Source organism: Psychrobacillus sp. FSL K6-2843 (assembly GCF_038626375.1).
Taxonomy (GTDB): Bacteria; Bacillota; Bacilli; order Bacillales_A; family Planococcaceae; genus Psychrobacillus; species Psychrobacillus faecigallinarum.
In genome coordinates, this window is the sequence record NZ_CP152021.1 from 3,798,483 (window position 1) to 3,823,208 (window position 24,726).

The window sequence follows — 24,726 nt, forward strand, 5'->3', positions numbered from 1 at the left end:
AGCATAGATATAAGTGCTTGGAAACCTAAACCTTTAACCTTTCTACCAATCCATAGAATTTGTACTATATAAAAAGGCTAAAAAGCCAAACAATTAAACTGTTTGGCTTTCCAAATCGGAGTTATCCTTTTTTTTATGAACAAGTGCATACTTTTCCCATTTTCTACTTTTCCATCTAAAGAACATGATAATACCACGAAGCCACTCATCTGCTGCTATAGCCAACCAAATACCTGGTAGTCCTAAATCTAATACAAAAACAAATAAATATCCTAACGGCACACTCATCATGACCATAGACAAGGCTCCCATGATTACTGGGAAGGTCGCGTCTCCTGCTGCACGCAATGAATTTATAATTACGATATTTAACGTTCGACCCGTTTCGAGAATGATACTTAAGACAAGAACCGATGCTCCAATTTTAATAATTTGCTCATTATCCGTAAATAAGCCCATTAGTGGATAGCGGAATATGATTACAAGGGCAACCATCGCCAACGTAAAAATGAATGCTCTTTTTACACTATACCAAACTGATTTATAGGCTTCCTCTTTCTCATCTGCACCCACAAATCGCCCGACAATAATCGCAGTTCCCATACCAATTGCGACAGCAAATAAATAAGTGAACATAGATATATTAACGGCATACTGCCTTGCAGCCAAAGACTCAGTCCCTAAATAAGTTGCATAATACAAGAAGATAATTTGACATCCTTGGTATAAAATTTGCTCAAAGGCAGAAGGGAGTCCAATCTTGAGGATTTTCTTAATGTATTCTTTCGAAATAGTAAAGTAATAACTTACTTGAACACGATATTCCATCACTTGATATAATAGCCAAAAGAAAACAACTAGTGCTATAAACCGACTTATAACAGATGATATTGCTGCACCCTGAACTCCAAGCTCAGGAAAACCAAACTTACCAAAGATTAAAGCATAATTACCTACTACGTGGAAGATATTCATCCCTAACGATACAAACATAGTTTGCTTTGTATAACCATGTACACGAATAATGGCCGCTAAAGCATTAATAAGTGCCTGAAGAAAAATACCTCCGCCAACAATCATTAAATACTGATTAGCAAAAGCAAGTACCTCGCCTTCTAGGTTCATGGCAGCCATAATATTTTTTGAAAATATGACAAATCCTATGCTTAAAAGTATCCCTACTCCTAAATTTAAAGTTACCGCTAGACCTGAAATTTTAGATGCCTCCATATATCTTTTGGATCCTAGATATTGTGAGACTACGATAGCAGCACCATTGCCTACTACCTCTAATATTAATATCGCAATATGGATATATTGATTGGCTGCTCCTACACCAGAAACCGCATTATCAGACACAGCACTAAGCATAAATGTATCTGCTATACCCATTAACATAAACAAAAATACTTCTAAAAAGATCGGCCAAGTTAAGTGAAATAAGCTTAGCTTTTCTCCTAAATCCTTCTTCTTTCTAATCGCCAATTTTATTCCTTCTTTACATATACATTTTTTCAACAAAAGAATCTTACCACAGAAACTTCCATTCTACTATAAGATAATTTTCACAACATATAGATTCTTTTATTCATTCAATTATCAAATCGCCTTTTACCAATTAAACACAGACAGCTCTTCTTTGTTGATTGTAATGGCAGGCGGCGACTCCGGCGGGATGATTGAGTCAGATTAGACACCACAACTCATTGGACCTTTCTTGGTTGTTTGTATTTTTCATAAAACTGGAATTATAATATTATTTTACTTATTAAACTATCGCAAAAAATGCAAGATTAAAGAGGATAAGTATGGGTAGAAATAGAATATAATACTCGTGCAAATCTAAAATAGGAGGTCTATTGCAAATGTCTCACTTTATCTCCCGTATCGCCACCGTAGAAATTCCTGTCAGTAATTTAGAACGCTCTATGGATTTTTATATGTCTGTTCTTGGAGTTCATGTTGAATCTAAAGGAGACAAGGCCGCCATGCTTTCCTTTCATACAAAAGGAGTTCCTACAATGTATTTAGTAGAAACAAAGGAAGTTAGACCTTTGTTTTTTACTAATACACACTCAAATGTGGTCCATAGCGTAATTGATTTCTATACGCCTCTGCTAAAAGACTTTTATCATTGGCTAAAGAAAAATAAAGTGGAGGTTGGTCCACTGAATGTTAACGAGGAAGGCTTGGGAGGATTTGGTTTTAAAGATCCTGATGGGAATAATTTAAGTGCAAGCAATATTGAACATTTTGGTCAGTAATCGCCATAATAATATAAAATACGTCTAACTCCGCAGAGATAGACGTATATTATACTTAATGGATAGATGGGTGCTCGATACCTATGTTTTCGTGGATATATTGCTTGAAAGCTGGCTCGGATAACTCTATCTCGTTGATTTGTAAACTATCCTTCACGTATGCAAGCTTATTTCTTTCAGTAGCATATGATTGAATGTGTAGTGTATTGTCGATATACAATATTCCTTCATTTGTAATCATTTTATCCTCTTTGCTTAATAGACCTTTCTTTGTAAGCTCCTCTTGCACAACGGAAAGACGGTCCCCCAATCCATCCTTTAATAATTTTGCTAAGCTAATCTCAGATCCTTTTTCAAGAAAATTACATACATAATAGGCCAGTAATGTCTGTTCCTTTACCGTTAATCTCTCCATATTATTTCCCCATTTCGACTCTTTTTATCTTTTATTCCTTTTTCTCCTTATCCTTAAACATAAAGGACCTAAATCTTTTATGATTAGGTCCTTTATGTTTATTCATTTAATAATTTTTTTATGTCTTCATCAAATTCGGTTGGATTGTCAGTTGGCGCATATCTTTTAACAATGTTACCATCTTTGTCGATTAAAAACTTTGTAAAATTCCATTTTATTTTTTTGGAAAGTAATCCTTTGCTGTTTGTCGTTAAGTAATCAAACAATGGATGAGCTTCACTGCCATTTACTTTCACCATCTCGTGCATTGGAAAGGTTACCCCATAGCTCATGCGACAAGCCTGTTCTGCATCGGCACCATTTCCTGGTTCTTGAAAAAATTGATTGGAAGGAAAACCGAGTACAACCAGTCCTTCATCTTTGTACTTTTTATAGAGACTTTCTAAGCTATCAAATTGGTTACTAAGTCCACACTTCGTTGCAGTGTTAACAATTAGCATGGGTTTGCCCTTGTACTCACTTAAATCGTATTCTGTTCCATCTGCTTTTTGTACTTTAATGTCATAAATACTCATTTTCATCATTCCTCCATTTTTGATAAAAAAGCATTTAGTTCTTTTAATTGAGACATGAGTGTAATAGCATTCACGTCTAAGAAATTACAGCTTGTAATTTTCTTTATAATAGATAGCTCAATTTCTTTTTCTGCATTTTTAGCCTTCTCCGTTAAAGAGATAATAGAAGCTCGTTTGTCCTCCATGGATTGTTTCTTTTCTAACCATCCGCGTTCCATCATTCGATTGATGATAGGATTCAACGTACCAATCCCAAGCTCTAAACGATTTCCAATATCCTTCGACTGCAAATGATCCTCTTCCCATAAAGCCAATAATACTAAATATTGAGGAAACGTTAATTGAAAAGGTTCTAGGGTTTTAGCATATAACTTAGCAAAATTACTCGAGGCCTTGTATACCTCAAAACACAGCTGTTGCTCTAATTTAGAGGGTTTTTCTTTACCCATGTCCTACTCTCCTAACAAAAATACATCGTACACGATGTATTTTTATAATATCCCATTTTATAGAAAAAGTAAAAGAATTTAATTTCTAAATGTTCGTATTAGTAAAATCCTCATCAAAAAAACTTTGCAATTGCTCAAAAAAAGAGCTCTGCAAAGTTTAATAATCAACCGCCAATATATAAAGTACACTGGCTAATCGCAATAAAAAAAGCTGGATTTTGAATAGGAGAGTCATCGGATATTTCAAGCTCAATCAAGAACTCCTCTTCAAGCTTTGCTCTCCATCTAGCAATTTCCTTACCCTCCCAAAGATAGCGTGTCCAATCTTCTAGTTCCTTGTCAATCACTATATTTAGGTCCTTCCCTATTATTAAAAGGTCTGCGACTAGCTCCTTCCATTTGTCGTATGTAATCGTGTAATGCTCTTTTGTTTCATAGTCATAAGCCTGATAATAAACTCTTCCCTTTTTCGATACTTTCTTACATGTGAAAATGATTTGGTCATTTAAATCATATATATCGTAACGAAGGAAATATCGATATTCCATAGCTCTATCCAGCAATCTCTTCAAATTATTAGAATAATACCGTTGAAAAGTGCATACTTTTTCTCCATTTGTTTTATAGACTATAGATTTAGGGGTAATATCAATTGCTAATGGTTGTGTGTAGTGATAAATGGGCATTTGTTTTCTCCTTTTAAAGCATTAATTTTAATATATCATCTTTTAATCTGCATCAAAATATTTTAAGCTTCTGCTTATTACTATTATATGTAAATTAGTGTATAATTTTGGTATTTTCAAATGGTGTACTATCAAGTCTTAAAATAGGGGGATTAAAGGTATGGTAGAAAAAAATACTTCTCAAACTTGGGCAATCTTGTTGTTTTCTATTGGAGTTTTTATGGCTGCCCTCGACAATGGGATAATCAGTGCTGCTTTGACAACCATCAACAGTTCTTTTGATGTTACTCCAAACTGGGGTGCTTGGGGAATAACTCTTTATACTCTTGGTTTAGCGATTAGCGTACCAATTGTAGGTAAGCTTTCTGACCGTTATGGGCGAAAGCGTCTTTTCATTGTAGAAATTGCCATTTTCGGTATTGGGTCTTTATTAGTTGCATTAAGTCCTAACTTTACCTTTTATTTAATAGCACGTTTCATTCAAGCCTTAGGTGGCGGTGGTATCTTTATTATTGGAAGCTCACACATTTTAAGTACACTTCCCATTGAAAAACAAGGAAAAGCGTTGGGAATGCTAGGTGGAATGAACGGTATCGCTGCCGTATTGGGACCAAACCTAGGTAGCGTGTTATTAGACCTTACAGGAAGTTGGCATTTTTTATTCCTCATTAATGTTCCCATTGCAATCGCCCTTGTCATACTTGGCTTTTTAAAACTAGAGGAAACAAAGGATGCAGCAACAGGAAAATTAGACTTTCTCGGAACTATATTAATTTCGTTATCTATTCTAGGGATTATGTATGGATTAACGAATATTGAAGGTGTCAACTTCTTTAAGAGCTTACTAGACTTAAAGGTGTATGGATATGTTCTAGCAGGTATTATTCTCTTACTAGTGCTATTATTTCACGAAAGTCGATTAGAAAAACGTGGTGGTGATCCCATTCTTCCATTACGTTTACTATCAAAGTCTTCTTACTTATTAACTCTATTAATTGGTGCGTTCTCAGGGGCACTCTTGGCGGGCATGATTTTTATCCCTGCGTTTTCAGAGCAAGTACTTGGGATTGCCCAAGAAAATGCTGGATATTGGATGACCCCTCTTGCTCTTGCAGCTGGTATGGGTGCAGCAATGGGTGGTATGTTTGTCGATAAAAAAGGTCCTATTTTCGCTGTATTATTATCAGGTATTATATCAGCAATTGGCTTTCTACTGTTCCCTATGTGGATTGAAGCAAAATGGCAATTCATCATCGCATCCTCTGTAGCAGGATTTGGGATGGGAATTATTCTTGGAGCTCCACTGAATATATTGGCAACGGAGAAGCTAGAATCTGATAAGGGAACTGCATTAGCCACTCTTTCCTTAAGCAGACAAATTGGGATGACCATTGCTCCGACTATTTACGCGGGATTTATCGCTAGAGGTTTCAATCAAATACCAACCATTTTTCAAAATGACTTTCCAAAAATCTTGCAGGATAATATACGAGAGGCAAATATTAGTGAAGCAGGTCTGATGGAATTTCAGTCACTTTCTGCTCAAGTGACATCTGCTGGGGAAATTATTTCCCAGGAAACTATGTCACAGGCTTTAACTCAGATACAAGACCAAGAACTTTTAGAGGTTATCCAAACAAGCGTCAATCAAGTCACCACTGTTGCTGCACAGGATGGCTACGGGGGACTATTTTATTCCGCAGTTGTTATTGCGAGTTTAATTATAATAACTACACTTATACTAATACCCATCCGGAAACGTAGCTTACAGGGATAAATAAAAAAAGATGGCCATGACTTATACATGGCCACCTTTTTTAATGAAGCTGATCGAGTCCCCGATTTGTTTCTCCTAATAAAGTGAATTAAAGGTTAAATGGATTGGTCGATTCGAGCAAGTAGAATTGATTTCCGCTTTAGGCGGGCGCTTTCCGCGGGGGGAGCGATAAGCCATCCCCGTCGCTAACGCGCGCGTATGGGATGTCTTATCTGTCTCCCTCCTCCCGCTGGAGTCGCCACCTGTCGCTACAATCAACAAATAATACATATAATATATAAATGAAAAACAATTACTTATTAAGTTTAACTCTATTTAAAGGTCGTTCAGCTTGAAGAAAAACAGACTAACCTCGAGGTTTGACTAAGCTTCTATTCCTCCTGGTCCTTGTTGCTTATTTGGTTTTATTAAGGTATAAATGATACCTCCGAAAATTAGTAGGATTCCTAGGGACTGTAGAAGTGTTGGTCGGAAATCTAAGATTAGCGTGTCGAGCAATATAGCCACTACAGGGTCTATAAAGACTAGTGCTGAAATAACACCAGTAGTTAATTTTCTTAAGCTATCAAAAAATAAATAATAAACAAATCCAGTATGTATCAGGCCAGTGCCAATTATATATAGCCAGTTCGTTGTCGTTAATCCTTGAAATAGAGTAAAATTCAGAAAAGGCAGTAGGATTAGCACACCTATAGATGTTTGTACAAAGGTCATCGCATAGGCACTTAACTGATTAACGCCCTTACCTAGAAGCATCGTCATAGCATAACAAAAAGCAGAGAGAAGCGCCCAGACGAAGCCCGACCCAAGAAAATCGGAAATAGATTGGACCGTATTAATCCCTACAATCAGCATGCTTCCAAGGAAGCAAATCAGGACAGCTATAAGAGAGTTCCAAGTCATCCTCTCTTTTAAAAACAATGTTCCTAGTAGCAATACAAAGATGGGAGCCAAATTATATATAGTAATAGCAATCGTGATAGATGTCACCTCAAATGCTTTGAAAAGAAACACCCAATTTAAAACTAAGAAGATCCCACATAAAAGAATTTGCACTATCTCTTTCTTTTCCCAAATCTCCGTCTTATGCTGACCAGTAATTACCCATAACGCCCCGAGAAAAAGAGTGGCACAGATGCAGCGTACAAATACTAATTCTATGGCTGGTATACCGGTCTTCCCTGTAAAGAAACCGATAGACCCAAAAATGGCCATAGACAATGTCATTTTTAGCATTGCCGCTTTGTTCATACAAGATCAACCTTTCCTAGCTTTATTTACTTTCTTATATCCACTTATTTGTTGCATGAGGAAGAAAAATACGCCAACCAATACTATTAACCCGCCAATTATCTGCCATGCAACTATACGTTCACCTAAAATAATTACAGCTAAAATAGTTGCTCCAACAGGCTCCCCAAGAATGCTCATCGATATAGTAGTTGCATTGACATAGTTTAACAGCCAATTATTTATCAAATGCGAAATAGTAGGAACAACGGCCAATAAAACAAAAATCCCCCATTCCTTTGCATCATAACCTGTCAATGTAACCGAAGTGATGACATTATAGAAAACTAACGCAACGGCTGCAAAGCTAAACACGCAGAAGCTATAAATCCAATGAGAGACTTTTTTTACAGCACTTTGTCCAATCAGCAAATATCCTACTACTGCAATGACACTTAAAAACGAAAGAATATCTCCTAGTATGGCACTTTTACTAAGTCCGAAATCTCCCCAACCTACCATTACAGCTCCTATAACTGCAATACCCATAGTCAGCAAGGCACTAGAGGTTGTTCTTTCTTTAAAAAGAATCATTCCACCGATTAGGGCGATAATTGGTTGTAGCGCTAGGATAATAGTAGAGCTAGCCACAGTAGTTAGCTTCAAAGAACCAAACCAAAGGGCAAAATGCAATGCAAGAAACATTCCAGAGAAAAACAATAAATACCATTCTCTTTTAGAAATTTTCTTAAATTCATTTCTCTTTAACCAGACAACAGGCAACAGCAATAAGCTCGCCAGAATCATGCGGTACATACTTAAAATAGTTGCAGGTGCGCTTGACCATTTAACAAAAATTGCAGCAAACGAAATAGCTACAATCGAAACAATTAACGGTAACACAATCGACTTAGATCTTTTTTCTTGATTCACAATCTTACCCCATTTATTTTCTTTTCTTATATCCTTTATTATCCTACAATTTATTACTTTATCAATAAAAGAAAAACATTCATTTAAATAAGTGCCTATTTCTTATTTTCTGCAAACTTTAGGGCAGGCCTATTATTACCGGATATATGTAATTGTTTCATATAACTAGGCAAAAAAATAATCCCCTTATCTGGGGATTATCCTAGCCTGTCTCTTTTCCATTTTCTATATTTATTTAACATGCCTTTCCCACCAGTGCTCACAAGTAAAGCAATAGCTAAACCAATTCCACTTAATGCAGTAACAAGAGAAATCCATTCAAAGAACGAATATCCAGGTACTTTAGACCAATCCGTGAATCCCTTCCAGTCCTCTATTACTAAGTTCATACCATAAATTCCGGAAATAGTTGTATAGATAGTTAGCATGAACAATAACATATTATGACGATTGTTTGTTTGATTTTCCTGAGCACGGTATAAATCATCTAGCGTCTTCTTGACTTCTATAAAAAGATGATTCAAGTTAAAGGTTTCTCTGAGCAAATGGGTAAGTTCCTTCCCTTCCTGCCTGGCTGAAACCTGTCCAAAGTAATATCTTGAATAGAATTTTGAAATAAGCTCAATAAGCTCCTTTACATAATCTTTGTCCTTAGACCAGCTGACCTCACTATGCTCGAACGATAGCTTTAATAGCATAATTTTATAGTAATAATGCAGCAATAAATTGTAATACATAGTTCCCATAAATTCTTCCATATCTTTTCGATAAGTTTGTTCTTCGTTATTTGTTACTGTCGCCTGTACGTTTTCAGAAGTAATAGTATATGTATTAGGCGCCCAACGATCATATAGACGCTCTTCTACAAAACGTTCTATATAATCGGAGTTAGTACTTGAAATATATGGCTCACCATCTACTCTGCCATCAACCTGAGCCACACGATATAAATGCTCCTGTAAAATTTCTTCGTCCTTTTTAACAACTAAAAAGATGGAGGACATCATTCTTGCATCTTCAAAAAATGGAAGACTTCCGTAATACCCTTCTAAATGCTCGTTTCTTATGATAAATGGCTTAACAGATGGACATAAATAATCCAATACTAATTGATTAGTTGTTTCAAAAACATAAGAATCGTTAGATATTTTAACTCCCTTTTCCTCCTCCAGCTTAGGCTCCAAAACCCTAAAATGAGAAAGGAAATGCAAAAAGTCTGATAGAGTTTCTTGATCTTCCTTTAAAGTACGGATTGTAATAACTCCAATACCAAATGGACAAAGAGTAATATCTACACTATTAATAACAAAATTACTTTTTTGTCCTCTTAGCTTCCAAACAAATTTCTCATTAATTTCTTTGGAATATCTCAAAAACCCTCTATTCTTTGTTGTTTTTGGAAACAGTTTATCTTCAATATAAGGCAAGAAAAATTGACTGAGACGTTCATGACGAATCTTTACTCCTTCTCCATAGTAGCCTGTTTGGAGTTCCTTATTATTAAGCTCAAAAAATTTAAAGTGATGTCTTTCTAAAGTTTCCATCAATTTCTGTCTCTGTTTCTCATGAAAGGAGAAAGGAAACATATAGGTAACATACGATTTGTTTATCTCTAATTCCTTTATGTTATTCATCCTTAATCCTCCTCCAATACCTAACCTTAAGATACCACCAACTGCTTTATTTAAACCAAAAAGCAACTTTACCAAAAAAGGGTAAAGTTGCTTTTGTTAACTTAATTAATAGTTATTGTTATTTTCGTTATTATTGTTGTTATTGTTGTTATTGTTGTTGTTATTACGATTGTTGTTACGGTTGTTTCTGTCGTTGTTGTTATTATTGTTATTATTATTTAAATTTTCGAAGTTGAATTCATCACCGAATTCGTTGTTTTGATTGTTATTGTTGTTGTTATTACGATTATTGTTATTACGGTTGTTGTTTGCCATTTTCTTTACCTCCCCTCTTACCTTTTTAGAATGGGCAAGTAGGGATGAAATATACGTTTTTCTTTTACTTTTTCTGAAAATCCTCTTTACTAAACGCTCTTGCAAATTCCAATTGTGTATCTGTTCGTTGGTAATATCCTGCTTTGTCTCTTGGATTCATTATTCTAGGCTCCCAAATATGCAGCTTAATGTATTGATGTAAATACATCTCACCGACCATCAATAGAAGAGAAATTATAAAAGCAGCTCTGCCTACTGGCACAGAAGGGTCGAATAAGTAAATGCCCATTAACCAAACTAACCCAAGTGCAAGTATAAAGTCACCTATTGTCGCTAATATATTACCTAGCCTAGGCATTAAGAATATATCTCCTATAAAACCTAAAACCGTCAAAACGATGCTTATAATGAAGACTCCCAATAGATTAGCCCCATAATACCCGCCCAGTACGATCCAAATGATAGCAGTCGTCATAATTAACTTAATGAGAAACGTTTTGAAATACAACTATTCCACAGCCTTTCATTTAAGTAGATTTTTGACTATATGTTTTAGGATCCTTCGCTTGTTTTGCTATTAATTCATTTAATTCATTGTAGGATAAACCAGAATTGGCGTTTTTCCTCTTTACTTCTTCGATATCAGTTCCAACCACTGTATATTTTGCGTTATTCCCCTTCATATTAGCTCCTCTTTTCCATTTATAGGTTTAGGATTAATTATCTCAACTTTAGGACGAGTTTGTTTAAACCAATGGTAATAAAGAATGATAATTAATCCTATCTCAATAGCGTCCCCACCGTAATACATAATCATGCCTCCTATTTCCGCTTCTACTTTGGAAATACCAACCGGAGGATTTGCATAAATAAATTTGGACAGGATTGCATGACCAGCTAGAGCAAATATAAAGACTACAGAACGGTAAATATAGCTTTTTCTATGCGGTGTTGGGTCAATATAAAGGATAGAAATTGTAAAAAGATATCCAGCTAGAAAAATGTGTATATGAATGACGATATGGAGCAATATATTTTCATGCATCAGTTCAAATAAACGTGTAGTGTATAATAACCAAAGCCCACCAATATTTAATATAGAGGTAACAATAGGATTTTGAAAAAAGTGAACAAATTTCGTTCGCAGTAAGCTAGTTATTTTTCTTGAAGCCTTTACAGGTAGGGTTCTTAGGAACAGTGTCATTGGTGCTGCTAACGCTATCAATAACGGGGATAGCATCCCTAAAAACAAATGACCAATCATATGCACTACAAAGTCCGTATGCGCCCGCTCTGCAAGTGGCCCTGTTACTGATAGAAGAGCAAGAATAATTCCCGTGATCAATAACAATGTTCGACGTCTCGGCCATCGTTTTTTACTTTTATTGGATTTATATACAGCGACTAAATATAAAAGCAGGAGAAGTACAAAAGGTGCTCCAAGTATTATTTGAGCAAAATCTAAACTAGTTTGATGAGGATGATCATGCAATACTATTCACCTCTACTTTTTTTACTCGTTTGCTTTAACAGAACTATACCTACTACAATCATTAAAACTGCAGTTATATTCCACACTAAGTCGTAAGGTAAAATATCCACGTTATATCGAATTTGATGTAAGCCCATGAGCTTGTGTTGAATGGTACCATCATACAGTTGAAAAACACCTGCCCCCAAGAATATCCCTCCTAGCCATCTTTTTGGCCAAAATGCTTGGCGGCGATGAAGATCTGCCATAAGAAATGCTGAGCCCACGGTAGCAAAGAAACTAAAAGCGTGAAATATGCCATCTGAGACAAGTCCAATGTCTGTGGTAGATTTATCATAAAAGTGATGCCAATGTAAAAGTTGATGGAAAATTACTTCGTCTATAAAGGCAACTACCCCTAATCCAAATAGTATTCCCGTCCACATATTCTTGATAGAATAATGCCTTTGATTTTCCTTATTAAGCGCATTACTTTTTAGCGTGGCCATAGCGTCCTCCTTTTAGTTTGAAAAGTCTAATTTAGTTTAAGTTTTTCCCTGAAAAGTAGTTCTTAAACAAACTGCTTGTCAAGGCTCACTCAGTTTCCCTTCAAGTGTCTTGAACATTAAGCCGCATACTTTTTGTCACACCAAAAAAGATGTGAATGCTATTTCATTCACATCTTTGCTTTTATTTAACTTAAACTACCTACAAACTTTAACTCTTCAACGCTTACTTGATCTTGTTTTCCTTCTAAAATCATTTCGACATCATTTAGAGTTTGCTCTATTGAAACAGCTTTTCCTGGACCCGTGAATTTTTCGGCAACATAGAATGGCTGAGTAAAATATGCCTCTAACCTTTCTCCGCATTCATATGTTGCTAGTTCACCTTCTGGAAGCTTTTGAATTCCATGCACAGCGACAATAGAACGTAATTCTCTATAGCGTCTCAGTAGCTTTTGTGCACGCTGTCTTAAACCAAAATGACGTTGGTCAACATCTGTCCCCTCCATTACGGATGAGGTCGAATAGATAGGATGTAGAGCAGGATACATATGACGAGTTGCAAGATCTGCATCTAGCTGCCACACTGTTTCCAAAGGTCCAAAAGGCATCTCTTCATCTACTACTTCTCCTGATAAATCCACTAAAATGGTTGTAATTCCATCTATATTCTCTGAAATAATTTTTTCCTGTAAATCCAATAGTTCTCCAGAGATAATATAGCTTCTATCTGTGATAAAGATAATATCTCCAGTTATCTCTGAAAGTTTTTCATATGCATCTTCAACAGAAGTAGTTATATAATCTGCTAGCTCTTTTGTCCCTTCTAGCTCACTATGCTCTTTTTGCGGCAATAAAAACACAGAAGTGTGATTACTTTCCTTAAAACGATGCATTAGCTCTGCTAGTATTACTAGCTGTCCCATCCCCGGTCTAGCCACTAATCCAATTGTCCCTTCCTTTACTAGTGGTGCAAAAAAGTCCAATGCTTTAATTTGTGTCTCAATCATATGTTTCTTCTCCCCCCGTATGATCAATTCATCTACCGTGCAATTAGCCAATGAAGCTAAACCAACAAGTGTTTTAACCTCCGCCTTCCCCAAATCAATCTTCCCTGTACATAAATTAGAAACAGTAGCCGGGCGAATCCCAATGGATTTAGCGGCTGTCGTTAAGTTAGGCACTTTTCTTCTAAGCAAAGCGACATTCAGTCGTATCTCTTCCATATCATCCCTCCTCAGTTACTTTATATGGTAAACTAAATTACTCTTAAAAGCAAATATTTTATTTTTAAAAGTAATTATTTTTACTCCAAAATAAAATGAGTACCAGATTCATCAACAAATTCAGTTGTTGATCAACCTGGTACTCGCTATCTCATTATATTTGTATTTGAACAAGCGATTTGTTTAGTATATATAAAATGGTCTCATTAAATAGCGAAGGACAAATACGAGACATTTCATCTATTGTCTTATATTGGATTTCAGCGAAATGTGGATGCTTTTCAATTCCACGAAGAATACTTCTCATGGCATCTGCTGCCTTTGGATTCATTAATATATCGGAAAATGTACTATTTATCGAAAACACACCATTTGGGATTTCTACCTCTTCCACTGTAACATTTTGTACACTCGGCATTGCAAACCAATCCGTGATAGTATAAACATCCACAATCACTGGCTCTGCCTCTTTAGCCTTAACTTCAGCTTTAGGCTGTTCCGTTTTTTCTGATATAGCCTCATCGGTACCGTCCTTCTCAGGGGTTACATCAGGAGGAGTGGGTTGCGATAAATTTTCTTTACCTTCGTTACTTGGAGCTGGTGTTGTTTGAATTGGACTAGAAGCTTCTACTGGATGTATAACTGGAACTGGCAACAACTTTAACTCCGATGCCTGACCATCCATTTGAGCCTTGGCTTGAGCAACGATTGTGTCGATATTTGCTAGGATAGCAGCTTCCTGTTCCGAATTGTCTATTTTCAAACTAGATTTTAAATCTTGTGCGTATGACTGCAATGCAGCAATACGGCTCTCTTTTTGAATTTTGGTGAAATTTACTAAGTCTTGTTGAGCTTTAGTCATTTCTTGCTCTAAATCTTCTCCAAGTCCTCTCATCAGTCGATCTGTTTCAGAAGCGACAGCACCTTCAATGTCTTTTACAGACTCATTTTGCTTCTCATTGAACCAATTGGTTAATAACGTTTGTACATCTAAATCCGCTAAAGCTTTATTTAGCCCTGTTCCAAATGTAAGAACTAAAAATAGAGCCGCTACTATTAAAACACTTTTTCTAATTCGTCTCTTTTTCTTATACTTCTCTACTCTACTCACCATGTTGATGCCTCCATTTTGAAGAATAAGAACCTCTTGAGAAAGAGGTTCCTATAGTTTGTTATCAAATCCCGTCAACTAGTGCTGCCATATCAGCTTTAGCATCCTGTTCAAATTTCTTTGCAGCTGCTTCAATTAAGTCTGTTTGCTCTTGTGCTGAAAAGTTAGCCATTCCTTGAGCCCAAAGAAGGAAGTCTTTAACCTCTTGATCTACTACTTTCTTAAGATCAGCAGTTTTAGCCTCTACATTGCTATTCAAATTACCCTGCAAATTAGATTTAGCTGCTTCAATTGCTGCTTCTAAATCGTCAATTGCTCTTTCTGTAGTAGCTTCGAGTTCCGTATTTAATGTAGCTAGAGCCGTTTTTCCTTTTTCTGACGTGTGTGCATCCATATCAGATTGCGCTTGTCTTGCTGCCTGTACACCAAGATCATGGAGTTTTTTCTTTTCCGCCTCAAAAATTTTATTGAATTCTGTGTTAGTATAATTTACTAATTCTTTTCTTTTATTTTCTAAAGCATCTTTGTGCTCATTTAGGTCTTTATCAATATTAGCATTCGCTGTAGCAGTTGAAGTTTTACGCTCATTCTCAATTGTAGTGGTAGTTCCAGCCTTCATCGCATTATATTTTGGCAATGTCTCAGCTACCTTTGTTCCTACATAGCCATTTACATTAGTACTTAAATCAGCTTTTGATTGGTTAAATTGCCCTGTAAACCAACCACCTAGTTTAGTTCCAGCATCTGAAGCTCCAAATGCTGCTCCTGCTCCTGCAAATAGTGTTACTGCGATTGTTCCTACCATTACTTTACCTTTAACTGATTTCAATAATTTCATTTTAATATCTCCCTTAGTTTTTATAGTTTTTTGTGAATATATAAATTAACAGGATTATGTCAATCTGCTTACTTTTCGTTAATTAGCTCTTTTACACGCGCTTCTAACTTCAATTTAGAAGCCGCCTCTAGTTCTGCCGCTTTATTGTTAATAGCTGCTTGATGAGTTGCAACTAATTGCTCTGTTTTAGCAGTAATCAAACCAATTATCCTTGTAATCTCATCGTCTACTGCTTTATTAATTTTCTCAACTGTTGCATCACTCTTCGTATCTAGCAGACCTTGTAAATAGGATTTAGTAGCACGAATTTCTGTTTCCAAATCCGTTATTGCAGCATTTGTAGTTTTATCAATTTCTTTATTTACATATGCTAACGCTGCTTGGCCCTCTTTGCCTGTATGACTTTTCAAATCATATTCAGCCAGATTCTTTGCCCCAAGACTTGTAACTTTTAAAGCTGCATTAGCGTCTTTTTCAATTTTCATAAATTGGCTATCTATATTATTTTGTATTTCTACTTTTTTATCATTCACGGAGTCAATATATTTTTTACTTTCTGCTTTAATCCCATCCGTTGCATTAGTAGTAGCGGTATCTCTCGTAGAATTTATATCTGTGCTGGCTTCTTGCTTCAAGCCTGTAGTAGCACTCTTTAATTCTCCGAACTTATTTATAGAATGCTTCGCTGTCTCGAAAGCAACCTCAGTAGTGGCTTTTCTAAATTGCGAATCATACCAGCTTTTAATACCAGCTCCTGCGTCTGTTGCCCCAAAAGCTACCCCAGTACTTGATAAGAATGCTACTGCAACCGCTCCTGCTACTACTTTTCGTTTTATTGTTTTTTTCATTGATAGACTTCCTTTTCTATAGATACTATTTTTTGTTTTATACAAAACTTATAATTCATTTAGTAGGTCTTCTAAAATAACTTCTACTTCTGCATTAATTTCTTCTTTCATTTTCTGTTCATCAGGATAATTATCAAAGTTTGCATTTTCCAGATTAACAACAGTTGCTTGCAATTCTTCTTGTATTGATTTTTCTTGCTCTGCCAATCGAGAGTTGGTTTTATCTATTTCTTCATTTACAAAGAAAGTGATTGAACTAGTAACATTCTCTTTCGTTTCTTGTAAGAAATTATTAACTTCTCTTCCAATCTCTTTGAGACCAGAAATGGTAACTTCTTTAAAAATCTCACTTTCCTTCTTGAAAGCATGTCCATACCATTTTGAGAAGCTAGCCTCTGGAATGCCACTAGCGTAAATAGTACTGGAACCAAGTAATACAGAAAATATTAAAATAAATCCTATTGCTCTTTTTTTCATAGTTGGCACTCCTTTCTAGTAGCGCTTAACTACATGGTTCAAATTGCGCTTACATAATTCTTTATAACTATCATCTCTCTTTCTTATAGGTAATAAGATTATTTTTTACACCACTTCTAGTTAACTTATAATTATTTCGTAACAGAAGATAACCATAATTATACTTTCGTTGTATTTCGTTTCAATACATTCTCTGAAACTTCTGACTTTTCTACAAAGATAGTCATTTTAAGTTGTTTTACGACCTATTAAACAGGTAAAAAGATACCCTTTTTCTCTATTTTTATTTAAATTTTTCACTTTATGTGAGCCTAAAGTTTTATGAGTAATATAAAAAACGCATGCTATTTCATAGCATGCGTTACCTTTTACCTTCTATAGTGTAATGATAAGCAAGGGATAGCTAGGTATTAGTTTAATCAATTCCAGTATTTTCATTCATTTATCTTTTTGTAATAAAACACAGTAGCGTGGAATTCTCCTCCCGCTGACTCAGCATAATAAGGAATTTTACCAGCTTGGATGTAACCAAGTGATGTATATAGTTTGTTTGATGGGTCACCTTCTCTTGTATCCAGAACTAATAAAGTTCTTCCTTCTCTCAGAGCTCTATTTTCAGCCTTAAACATTAACTGACGCCCTATACCGCTTCGTCTGTAGTGTGGGTGAGTCATAAGTTTAGCTATTTCGGCACGGTGTTGGCCATTTTGCTTGCTACAAAGATGCAATTGAATACTACCTATTATTCGGTTGTTCCTCTTAGCCACAAATAACAGTACTTCTGGTTTCAGTATATCCTCCCAATATCCCATTGCATCTGCTAACTCTAGTGGAGGTAAAAAGCCAATGGAAGCACCGTCTTCAACGACTTGTATTAGCAACTCAGACAGCTCTTCCATATGTTCTTCGGTAGATGTTAATTGCTCTATTTTCACCTCATTAAACATAACAATCCTCCTAATTAGATATACATCTTTAGATATTTACTCATTCTCCAGAAGACTCTTCTTTCCCTTTTATTAAATTTAGAAAAGAAAAGCGAGGATACAGCTTTTGAGAACCTATTTTTCCGATTTGGAACTTACCCATAAATATCTTATCTTACCTATCAAAAACTCCTCCCTATTTGGGAAGAGCTACTTTTTTTATCTATAAGTATCGTGTGTCGGTGTAAATAGATCTTCCTCTGCATTTCTTACAACAGAAAAATTGTCTACATTATAATGTCCATGTAGAGTTTTATTATGATGTTTAATAATTTGCTCTGCCGAAAGAACAGGAGAGTCAGCGGTCGAATGTCCATCGCCAACTAAAGTAACGTCCAAGCCATTTACCGTTGCAGTTCTAACAGCCGTATCTATACAATGCTCTGTTGAACATCCCGCAATGACTACATGTTGAATATTCTCTTTCGCTAAGTATTCTTTTAGTCCAGTACCATAGAATGCATTAGTTGCCTTTTTATTAAAAAAAGTGACTTCAGTAGGTATGTCTATTGCTTGGTGCACTTCAAACCCTGCCCCTTTACCTTCTGCAATATCCAAGTCTCTAACAAAAATAATTTGAGCATCTGCATCCAAAGCTTTTGATATTACAAGATTAATGTTTTCTATTAGCAGTTCCTTTTGAAAAACACTTTTCTCCTGCTCATTTCCCTCTATTAAATCTTGCTGTGCATCGATCACTAATAATGCTTGCTTCATACTATTTCTCCCCATTCTTGATTATAATGTTTGCCTGTTCTATTGGATTTACTTCTTTTAAATAATATTCTTCTCCTTTCCAATATCTCCTTTCGTATTTATTTATTCTTTCCTTCAAGTCACCAGTATAGGATTCTCTTATTAAAATCCGTTCATTTCGAAGCTCTCTCGGACAATCCAAGTAAATAACATAGTCTAAAAAGGAACGCCATTCCTTACGCTGAAGAAATATTCCTTCTATCAAAACAACCGTACAATTCTCTATAGATTCCTCTTTCAAATAGCATCGATCTTCATGCGCATTATAAAACTTAAGCTGAAGTAATTTTTCTTTCTGATGAACAGCCGTAAACAGTTTCTCTTGAATCTCTGAAGCATTCCATTGTAAATGATAGTATTCATGCCATTCGGGCTTTCCAGTATTGTATCGACGTATTCGTTCTTCTATTAGATCATCTAGATGAATTACTACTATTCGATGTCCTGCTCTCTCTATCTCCTTTACTAACTCGTTCGTAAAGGTAGTCTTTCCTGCTCCACTTAACCCATCTATGCCCAAAAGAAAAGGGCGGCTTAAGCTCTTTATCTCAGAAATAACCATTTTTATATCAAACATGACTTGTAGCCTCTCTTTCCAACAGCTTGAAAATAGTGTCCGTGACTACAGTAGGATCCTCCAAGTGGATGGAATGCCCCTTATCCGTTTGAATATGCTCTGTTTTCGATGTCAGTTTCGCTAATAGAAGTTGTTGCTCCTTCCATTGTTTAGTGGAATTGTTGGAGCTAATGACAACTACCGGAATATCCTTATGAATAGCTGCTGAGTCTTTTAGTTGTTGCGCTGAAATAGGGCTATCCTTATATTCTTGATATATCGTTTGGTACGCACCTAGAGTATACCCCGTGTAATTTAAATACCGCTGGTATTCACCAGTTAAAAATTTTCGTCCTACCTTTTGTTTTAATAATCTCGGGAAGCCAGTTAAGGAAATAACATATCCGAATGTAACCTTATGTTTAAACCCTTTGTTTTGATTGCCAGGCATATATTGGTTCTCATGTACGGAATCAACAAGGATTAAACCTTTTACTTGTTCAGGGTGCATACTTGCAAACAACCTCATGATTAGCCCACCATAGGAATGACCTACTAACAAATAAGGTGGAGCAAGGTCTACCTTTACTAATATTTCCTTTAACTCTTCTACGTGATCAATAGCCGTGAGAAACTTTTTAGTCGATTGGCTCCATCCGTAATTTCCTCTATCATAGGATAAGACTTTGGCACGCTTCGAAATTTCCGGCTGAATTTGGCACCAATCAATAGAGAGAGAACCTAATCCCGCCTCCAAAATAACAGTGACTGGCCCCTCACCTGATTTAATAATGTGCACACTTGAGTTTTCTGTTTTAACTATTTTCCCCGGAGGAGTCATTTTATTTTTTTGGTTCATCGATAGATTCCAAAGGGATAAGGGAAATAAAACTATCCCTAGTATATTTCTTATAAAAGCAGCAGCTGTCATTAATCGTCAGCCTTTCTTCACTGTGGATTAATTTTTCGTTTCTAATTCTTCCAAACAGGCATCTGATTCAATTTTACATAATCCTAGTAGCAGTTATATATAAAGCGAGAACCTCAAAAATTCTACTTTCACTTCTATAATCCTAGCGCTTTGTCCAGAAAGCCTTTGTATAGGCGAGCTTCAAACCAATCCGTTCCATGTTCCTATGACTAACACTCCCAAAGGCAGCCTCACTAGTAATGTATTTTGCCCCTTTTTCGATAGCTTTCTCTATTCGCTTGTGCAGCAAGGCATGTTGCACTCCCAAACTTCGATAATCTGGTAGAGTAGCAGCTGCTGCCAACGTGGCAAGCTCCCCCTCCACATACATAACTCCTATGCCAATCGGAACATTATGTCGAAGCGCTAAGTAAAACTCCCAGCCCGGTACATCATATAAAACTTGGTTGTTTTGCTTTATGCCATCTTGTATAGAAGCAGGTAAACCAAAGGCCTCTACATAAATCGCAGCAAACAAGTCAAATTCGTCCTTCTGAAGAGGACGTACCACTATAGAAGATGGATTGCTAAAGCTATCTATATTGTCAGCAACTCTAAAAAAAGAAGCGTGAAAGCCGGATTGATAAAACCCTTTTTCTGAAAGCCTGAGAAACAATGACTCGGAACTATTTTGTGGAGTAACCTCTATTCGAAACGAAATAGCATGATCCTTATAAAAGTGAAAAATTTCATCTAAGTAATCTAAATCCTGATCATTAATACCCCTAACCGTGTTAAAGGCTGGTCCTGGAATATGTTTTACTGCAAAGGCATGAGTATTACCTCTCACCAATATCCGTGCTCCCATGGGATTTCTAGGTAACGATTGAATAGTATTTATTCTAGATGTTAGTGTCTGTATTTCCGAAAATTCTGGTATCCTGAATTCCATTTTTTTCTCCTTTATTTTTTATTTATACCGCAAGCTCTCTAACTGTTTTATATAGAAGTAGAATTATAGTGAAAATTGTCTTTAATATATCTATCTCTAACAATTATCTTATACTTTAGAATATTTTACACTATTATTCATTCATGCTAGAATATAATTCATATAATAACAATTACAACCAATACAAAGGGGCGTTTGTCATGAACACAAAGAGGTATAGAAGAAGAAATACGATGGCTTTTACAGTGCTAGCTTATTTCACGTTATTTGCAGGGGTTGTTATGTTTAGTATTGGTCTTTATAATGCAGATAATTTGCAGCTTAATGAAAAAGGATATTATATTGCAGTAATGATTTTAGTGGCTGTTGGTGCTATTCTTACTCAAAAAGTAACGCGCGATAATGCAGAGGACAACGATATCATCGCGGAGCAAGAACAGGAGCGTCAAATGAGCAACATCCGAATTCCTTCTAGTTCTTCTAGCAATAAAGAAGCTTAAAAAATACTACACGAAAGAAATCCTGCCTTTAATTAGACAGGATTTCTTTTAGTTCCACTTGTTGTAATATGTTGTTTTCTATCAAAAAGATGTCAGGGTTTTTCATTTGAAGCCATTGATCAAAACCAAAGGTATTATCGTAATGATTGAAGAGAAGAGCAAGGATATTTCCGTGAGATACAATTGCTACGTTAGTCACGTCATCCCTTCCTATCACTTCATTGATGACCTCTTTTATACGATTTAGCGCTTCGTCACTAGACTCTCCTCCAGGAAAGCTAAGATCTTTATGTAAAAAGGTACGTTTCAGTTTCTCTAGCCAATCATCCATAGGCTCTTTACTAAGCACACGCTCGCTTAACCCTTCATGAATATGGAGAGGCAAGCCAGTATCCTGAGAAAATGGCAGTATCGTTTGTATCGCCCGTTCATAAGGGCTAGAAATGAGATAGTCAATTTGGAAAGCCTTTAAAATTTCCACAAGGTTTTTTGCACTTTCCAACCCATCTTTTGTTAAAGCAGCAGTCGGCTCCTGTCCCTCTGCCTTACAATGTCTAATAAAATAAATTCTCTTGTTATTCATATGTCATTCCCCCTCCTTAATATTTCTATTAGACCATCCTAATTTCCTCTACCTCTATGCATATCTTCGAAAATTGCCTACAATGAAAGTTGGAAAAGGAGGATGAATGATGAAAAAAGGTTACTTAGCAAATGGATTATTTGGTCTAGGGGATCGCCTAGTAAACGAACTTGTTGCAAAGGAGATTCGTGCCTCACTACCGGGCGTTGACTTATATGTGCCACAAGAAAACGCAGCCATCAATGACAAAATGGCCTATGCAGATAGCTTGCTTATTGCAAGTGCAGATATCGAGGCATTAAAGGAAAGTGACTTTTTAGTTGCAGTGATTGATGGAGTGGAAATAGATTCTGGAGTTGCAGCAGAGATTGGAGCGTTCTCAATGTTAGATCGCCCTATTTATGCTCTTTATACTGATACACGCCAGCAAGGTAGAGAGAACACGAAAAAAATTGAAGCTTTAATAGCAGATGGAACAGAAAATCAATTTATGTATCGCAATCTGTTTGTCATCGGATTGATTAAGCAAAATGGGGTCATTGTAAGCTCGATCGAGGAGCTAGGCAGAGCATTGAGAAACTGATACATATATAGTTCTAATATTTATTTCCACACGAGATTGAACTTTTTATAAAAAATCCTGTGCTTCCACACAGGATTTTTTATTTTACTTCACTAGCTTCCAGTTGACCATTTCTTCACTAGTTTCTACTTTTTTCATATCCAGCTTCTCTAGCACTCTCATAGAACCATAATTATCAAGGAGTGTTTCCGCGATGATCACTTCCACTAAGCCAGTTGCAAAAGCCCACTGCATAATTGCACCCACTGCCTCTGTCGCATATCCCTTGTTCCAATATTCCTTTAAAAAGCCATAGCCTACCTCAACTTGGTTATCTGCATCTGGTTTCCCTTTAAAACCGATATCCCCAATAACTTTGCCATTTCTTTTCTCTACTACCAGCCATGTACCCCACCCCAATGACGTAGCATCTGCTTTTAGCATTTCTAATGACATGGAAATCTGTGGACCGTTGTCATAACTCTGCTCCACTGCTATTTGAGCAGATCCTTGTGTACAGGGGATAATTTCTAATCTCTCTGTTTCTAATTTCATTTTGACTCTCCTTAGTTTAGATATTTCACCTCTAACAAAGTAAATATACAAAACATAGAACTATCCCCTCTCTGCATTAAAGTAACAATATTATAGCACAAAATATTTTTTCATTTTTCTAAAATTTACATATAATTGAATTGGACATAAAAAATAATCATTACAAAAAACACGAATGAAATATTATTCTCTATGTTGATTGTAGCGACAGTCGGCGACTCCTGTGGGATCAGTGAGACAGATGAGACATCACAAACGTGCGCGACAGCGCCGGTGATGGCTTATCGCTCACCCCACGGAAAGCGTCCGACTAAAGCGGAAATCGGCATCTATAGTTCCTGCCTTTATAAATGGAATATAACTAATAGCTTAAATAGCTAAGTTAGATTATCATCTAACTTTCTTAGTTCCACACCACCTCTGATTGTAGCGACAGGTGGCGACTCCTGTGGGATCAGTGAGACAGATAAGACATCACAACGTGCGCGACAGCGCCGGTGATGGCTTATCGCTCACCCCACGGAAAGCGTCCGACTAAAGCGGAAATTATTATACTTTATATATATCCCGAATGTTCTTTCTCTTTGTACGTGCGTGATTGATAATGAAATTATCTCAACATATTTTATTAGTAATGAAGGGAGTGGTTTAAATGAAAAACAATTTAATGGTGATTGAAAAGTAGATAAATAATAAATTCTCTTATCAAACAAACAGATGAAAACATAACTAAAAATGAAAAGAGGAAACAGAATGTATCAAGATCAAGAGTTAATGATCCGACCAATTAAATACAATGATATACCTAGACTTTGGGAATTAATGTGTAAGGACGAGAAGCCAGAGTGGAAAGAATGGGATGCTCCTTACTATGAATATAAACCAACTCCTTATGATGTATTTATGGAAAAAGCAGATACCTATGTAGACAGCGAAAGGTTCTGGGGTATCGAGGTAGATGGAATATTACGTGGTATCGTGTCATATTATTGGGAACATGAACCTTCTAAATGGCTTGAAATGGGTATTGGTTTCCATGAGGCACCAAGCTGGGGTAAGGGACTTGGCACACGTGCTTTAAAACTTTGGATGAATCACCTGTTTACCACAATGCCACTTGTCCGAGTAGGCTATACCACCTGGTCAGGTAATGAACGGATGATTCGGGTTGGAGAAAAGCTTGGTATGACAATGGAGGCGCGAATTCGCAAAGTACGCTTATATAATGGTGTTTACTATGACTCCATTCGAATGGGTATTTTAAGAGAAGAATGGGAAAAGACACAAGCAACAATTTTATAGCCCATCATAAAGTACTAAAAAACACTTGACAGTTATCAGAATTAATTGTAAATTCTCTATAATAAGTTAATGCGATGAAGAGAAAAAGTAAAATGGGTAGATTTCTCCATAGAGAGCTTCGGTAGCTGAAAAGAAGCAGAAAACACCATTTGAACAATGGCCTCTGAGCACTACATTGAACGTGCAGTTAGTTACCTGCGCCTGAGATGCTAGCGGGATTGGTACCCGTTATCCACACCACAGTCTAGGATCCATCTTAATAGGATTCTGCACTGCTGAGGCTGCTTATGTGAGTAAGCAGTGAACAAA

Annotated in this window: 30 protein-coding genes and 1 other annotated feature (1 of these 31 cut by a window edge); of the genes, 5 read left to right on the forward strand and 25 right to left on the reverse strand. The window is 36.3% G+C overall.

Translation table 11 applies throughout. The features are described from left to right. Positions 1 to 93: 93 nt before the first annotated feature. A complete protein-coding gene (locus tag MKY94_RS19245) occupies positions 94 to 1,527 on the reverse strand; it encodes an MATE family efflux transporter (RefSeq protein WP_342578705.1) in 1,434 nt (477 codons plus the stop codon). Positions 1,528 to 1,865: 338 nt separating this feature from the next. On the opposite strand from MKY94_RS19245, the gene MKY94_RS19250 reads away from it, so the two are divergent. Further along, positions 1,866 to 2,264 carry a VOC family protein gene (locus MKY94_RS19250; RefSeq protein ID WP_144539270.1) on the forward strand — a complete coding sequence of 133 codons (399 nt, stop codon included), beginning with the start codon at positions 1,866 to 1,868 and terminating at the stop codon, positions 2,262 to 2,264. Positions 2,265 to 2,319: 55 nt separating this feature from the next. On the opposite strand, the gene MKY94_RS19255 is transcribed toward MKY94_RS19250, so the two are convergent. The 4 genes from MKY94_RS19255 to MKY94_RS19270 form a co-directional block, all read right to left on the reverse strand. Further along, positions 2,320 to 2,679 (reverse strand): hypothetical protein, encoded by a 360-nt coding sequence (locus tag MKY94_RS19255; RefSeq protein WP_342577620.1) that lies wholly within the window; start codon positions 2,677 to 2,679, stop codon positions 2,320 to 2,322. A 98-nt stretch (positions 2,680 to 2,777) separates the two neighbouring features. Beyond that, the gene (locus MKY94_RS19260) at positions 2,778 to 3,254 is read right to left on the reverse strand and encodes a glutathione peroxidase (RefSeq protein ID WP_144539266.1); all 477 of its coding nucleotides are present in this window, start codon (positions 3,252 to 3,254) and stop codon (positions 2,778 to 2,780) included. Positions 3,255 to 3,259: 5 nt separating this feature from the next. Further along, positions 3,260 to 3,703: a MarR family transcriptional regulator gene (locus tag MKY94_RS19265; RefSeq protein ID WP_151112268.1), complete on the reverse strand. Its 444-nt coding sequence runs from the start codon at positions 3,701 to 3,703 to the stop codon at positions 3,260 to 3,262. A gap of 164 nt (positions 3,704 to 3,867) precedes the next feature. Beyond that, positions 3,868 to 4,389 (reverse strand): hypothetical protein, encoded by a 522-nt coding sequence (locus tag MKY94_RS19270; protein ID WP_144539262.1) that lies wholly within the window; start codon positions 4,387 to 4,389, stop codon positions 3,868 to 3,870. Between the two features lie 160 nt (positions 4,390 to 4,549). On the opposite strand from MKY94_RS19270, the gene MKY94_RS19275 reads away from it, so the two are divergent. After that, the gene (locus MKY94_RS19275; RefSeq protein WP_340844994.1) at positions 4,550 to 6,166 is read left to right on the forward strand and encodes an MFS transporter; all 1,617 of its coding nucleotides are present in this window, start codon (positions 4,550 to 4,552) and stop codon (positions 6,164 to 6,166) included. A gap of 363 nt (positions 6,167 to 6,529) precedes the next feature. Here MKY94_RS19275 and MKY94_RS19280 read toward each other — a convergent pair whose 3' ends face one another. From MKY94_RS19280 to MKY94_RS19365, 18 genes are all read right to left on the reverse strand, one after another. After that, positions 6,530 to 7,417, reverse strand: coding sequence for a DMT family transporter (locus MKY94_RS19280; protein ID WP_340844995.1), 888 nt, complete (start codon positions 7,415 to 7,417; stop codon positions 6,530 to 6,532). A 6-nt stretch (positions 7,418 to 7,423) separates the two neighbouring features. Next, the gene (locus MKY94_RS19285) at positions 7,424 to 8,329 is read right to left on the reverse strand and encodes a DMT family transporter (RefSeq protein ID WP_340844996.1); all 906 of its coding nucleotides are present in this window, start codon (positions 8,327 to 8,329) and stop codon (positions 7,424 to 7,426) included. A 197-nt stretch (positions 8,330 to 8,526) separates the two neighbouring features. Next, a complete protein-coding gene (locus MKY94_RS19290) occupies positions 8,527 to 9,963 on the reverse strand; it encodes a hypothetical protein (RefSeq protein WP_340844997.1) in 1,437 nt (478 codons plus the stop codon). 105 nt (positions 9,964 to 10,068) lie between these two features. Further along, positions 10,069 to 10,278, reverse strand: a complete 210-nt coding sequence (locus tag MKY94_RS19295) for a hypothetical protein (RefSeq protein WP_342577622.1) — start codon at positions 10,276 to 10,278, stop codon at positions 10,069 to 10,071. A gap of 64 nt (positions 10,279 to 10,342) precedes the next feature. Beyond that, positions 10,343 to 10,786: a DUF2512 family protein gene (locus tag MKY94_RS19300; RefSeq protein ID WP_154312121.1), complete on the reverse strand. Its 444-nt coding sequence runs from the start codon at positions 10,784 to 10,786 to the stop codon at positions 10,343 to 10,345. A gap of 19 nt (positions 10,787 to 10,805) precedes the next feature. Then, entirely contained in the window at positions 10,806 to 10,961 is a 156-nt protein-coding gene (locus MKY94_RS19305; RefSeq protein WP_186318199.1) for a hypothetical protein, read from the reverse strand. Further along, a complete protein-coding gene (locus MKY94_RS19310) occupies positions 10,958 to 11,770 on the reverse strand; it encodes a cytochrome c oxidase assembly protein (RefSeq protein ID WP_342577623.1) in 813 nt (270 codons plus the stop codon). The genes MKY94_RS19305 and MKY94_RS19310 overlap by 4 nt, the downstream gene beginning before the upstream one ends. 2 nt (positions 11,771 to 11,772) lie before the next feature. Then, positions 11,773 to 12,258, reverse strand: a complete 486-nt coding sequence (locus MKY94_RS19315; RefSeq protein ID WP_340863886.1) for a DUF2243 domain-containing protein — start codon at positions 12,256 to 12,258, stop codon at positions 11,773 to 11,775. A gap of 185 nt (positions 12,259 to 12,443) precedes the next feature. Beyond that, positions 12,444 to 13,481, reverse strand: coding sequence for a hypothetical protein (locus MKY94_RS19320; protein ID WP_342577624.1), 1,038 nt, complete (start codon positions 13,479 to 13,481; stop codon positions 12,444 to 12,446). Between the two features lie 154 nt (positions 13,482 to 13,635). Continuing rightward, a complete protein-coding gene (locus tag MKY94_RS19325) occupies positions 13,636 to 14,595 on the reverse strand; it encodes a hypothetical protein (protein ID WP_342577625.1) in 960 nt (319 codons plus the stop codon). Positions 14,596 to 14,656: 61 nt separating this feature from the next. Beyond that, on the reverse strand, positions 14,657 to 15,430 hold the full coding sequence (locus MKY94_RS19330; RefSeq protein ID WP_342577626.1) for a hypothetical protein: 774 nt from the start codon (positions 15,428 to 15,430) through the stop codon (positions 14,657 to 14,659). 68 nt (positions 15,431 to 15,498) lie between these two features. Beyond that, complete coding sequence (locus tag MKY94_RS19335) at positions 15,499 to 16,278, reverse strand: hypothetical protein (RefSeq protein ID WP_151112250.1); 780 nt, start codon at positions 16,276 to 16,278, stop codon at positions 15,499 to 15,501. Positions 16,279 to 16,326: 48 nt separating this feature from the next. After that, positions 16,327 to 16,755: a hypothetical protein gene (locus MKY94_RS19340; RefSeq protein WP_151112248.1), complete on the reverse strand. Its 429-nt coding sequence runs from the start codon at positions 16,753 to 16,755 to the stop codon at positions 16,327 to 16,329. A 434-nt stretch (positions 16,756 to 17,189) separates the two neighbouring features. After that, positions 17,190 to 17,702, reverse strand: coding sequence for a GNAT family N-acetyltransferase (locus tag MKY94_RS19345; protein ID WP_342577627.1), 513 nt, complete (start codon positions 17,700 to 17,702; stop codon positions 17,190 to 17,192). Between the two features lie 198 nt (positions 17,703 to 17,900). Then, positions 17,901 to 18,458 carry a cysteine hydrolase family protein gene (locus tag MKY94_RS19350; protein WP_144539227.1) on the reverse strand — a complete coding sequence of 186 codons (558 nt, stop codon included), beginning with the start codon at positions 18,456 to 18,458 and terminating at the stop codon, positions 17,901 to 17,903. 1 nt (position 18,459) lies between these two features. Next, positions 18,460 to 19,074 carry a kinase gene (locus MKY94_RS19355; RefSeq protein WP_144539225.1) on the reverse strand — a complete coding sequence of 205 codons (615 nt, stop codon included), beginning with the start codon at positions 19,072 to 19,074 and terminating at the stop codon, positions 18,460 to 18,462. After that, the gene (locus MKY94_RS19360; protein ID WP_342577628.1) at positions 19,067 to 19,912 is read right to left on the reverse strand and encodes an alpha/beta hydrolase; all 846 of its coding nucleotides are present in this window, start codon (positions 19,910 to 19,912) and stop codon (positions 19,067 to 19,069) included. The genes MKY94_RS19355 and MKY94_RS19360 overlap by 8 nt, the downstream gene beginning before the upstream one ends. Positions 19,913 to 20,126: 214 nt before the next feature. Further along, a complete protein-coding gene (locus MKY94_RS19365) occupies positions 20,127 to 20,813 on the reverse strand; it encodes a GNAT family N-acetyltransferase (RefSeq protein WP_342578706.1) in 687 nt (228 codons plus the stop codon). A gap of 302 nt (positions 20,814 to 21,115) precedes the next feature. Here MKY94_RS19365 and MKY94_RS19370 point away from each other — a divergent pair, with 302 nt between their 5' ends. Further along, positions 21,116 to 21,415 carry a YiaA/YiaB family inner membrane protein gene (locus MKY94_RS19370; RefSeq protein WP_144539219.1) on the forward strand — a complete coding sequence of 100 codons (300 nt, stop codon included), beginning with the start codon at positions 21,116 to 21,118 and terminating at the stop codon, positions 21,413 to 21,415. A gap of 28 nt (positions 21,416 to 21,443) precedes the next feature. On the opposite strand, the gene MKY94_RS19375 is transcribed toward MKY94_RS19370, so the two are convergent. Continuing rightward, on the reverse strand, positions 21,444 to 21,998 hold the full coding sequence (locus MKY94_RS19375; protein ID WP_154312111.1) for a histidine phosphatase family protein: 555 nt from the start codon (positions 21,996 to 21,998) through the stop codon (positions 21,444 to 21,446). A gap of 106 nt (positions 21,999 to 22,104) precedes the next feature. Between MKY94_RS19375 and MKY94_RS19380 the strand changes: the two genes are divergently transcribed. After that, positions 22,105 to 22,581, forward strand: coding sequence for a nucleoside 2-deoxyribosyltransferase (locus MKY94_RS19380; RefSeq protein WP_342577629.1), 477 nt, complete (start codon positions 22,105 to 22,107; stop codon positions 22,579 to 22,581). 84 nt (positions 22,582 to 22,665) lie between these two features. Here the strand turns inward: MKY94_RS19380 and MKY94_RS19385 are convergent, their stop codons facing one another. After that, the gene (locus MKY94_RS19385) at positions 22,666 to 23,115 is read right to left on the reverse strand and encodes a GNAT family N-acetyltransferase (RefSeq protein ID WP_340845003.1); all 450 of its coding nucleotides are present in this window, start codon (positions 23,113 to 23,115) and stop codon (positions 22,666 to 22,668) included. 753 nt (positions 23,116 to 23,868) lie between these two features. On the opposite strand from MKY94_RS19385, the gene MKY94_RS19390 reads away from it, so the two are divergent. Continuing rightward, positions 23,869 to 24,417 carry a GNAT family protein gene (locus tag MKY94_RS19390; RefSeq protein WP_342577630.1) on the forward strand — a complete coding sequence of 183 codons (549 nt, stop codon included), beginning with the start codon at positions 23,869 to 23,871 and terminating at the stop codon, positions 24,415 to 24,417. Between the two features lie 65 nt (positions 24,418 to 24,482). Continuing rightward, positions 24,483 to 24,726, forward strand: a binding site (T-box leader) (it continues 29 nt past the right edge of the window).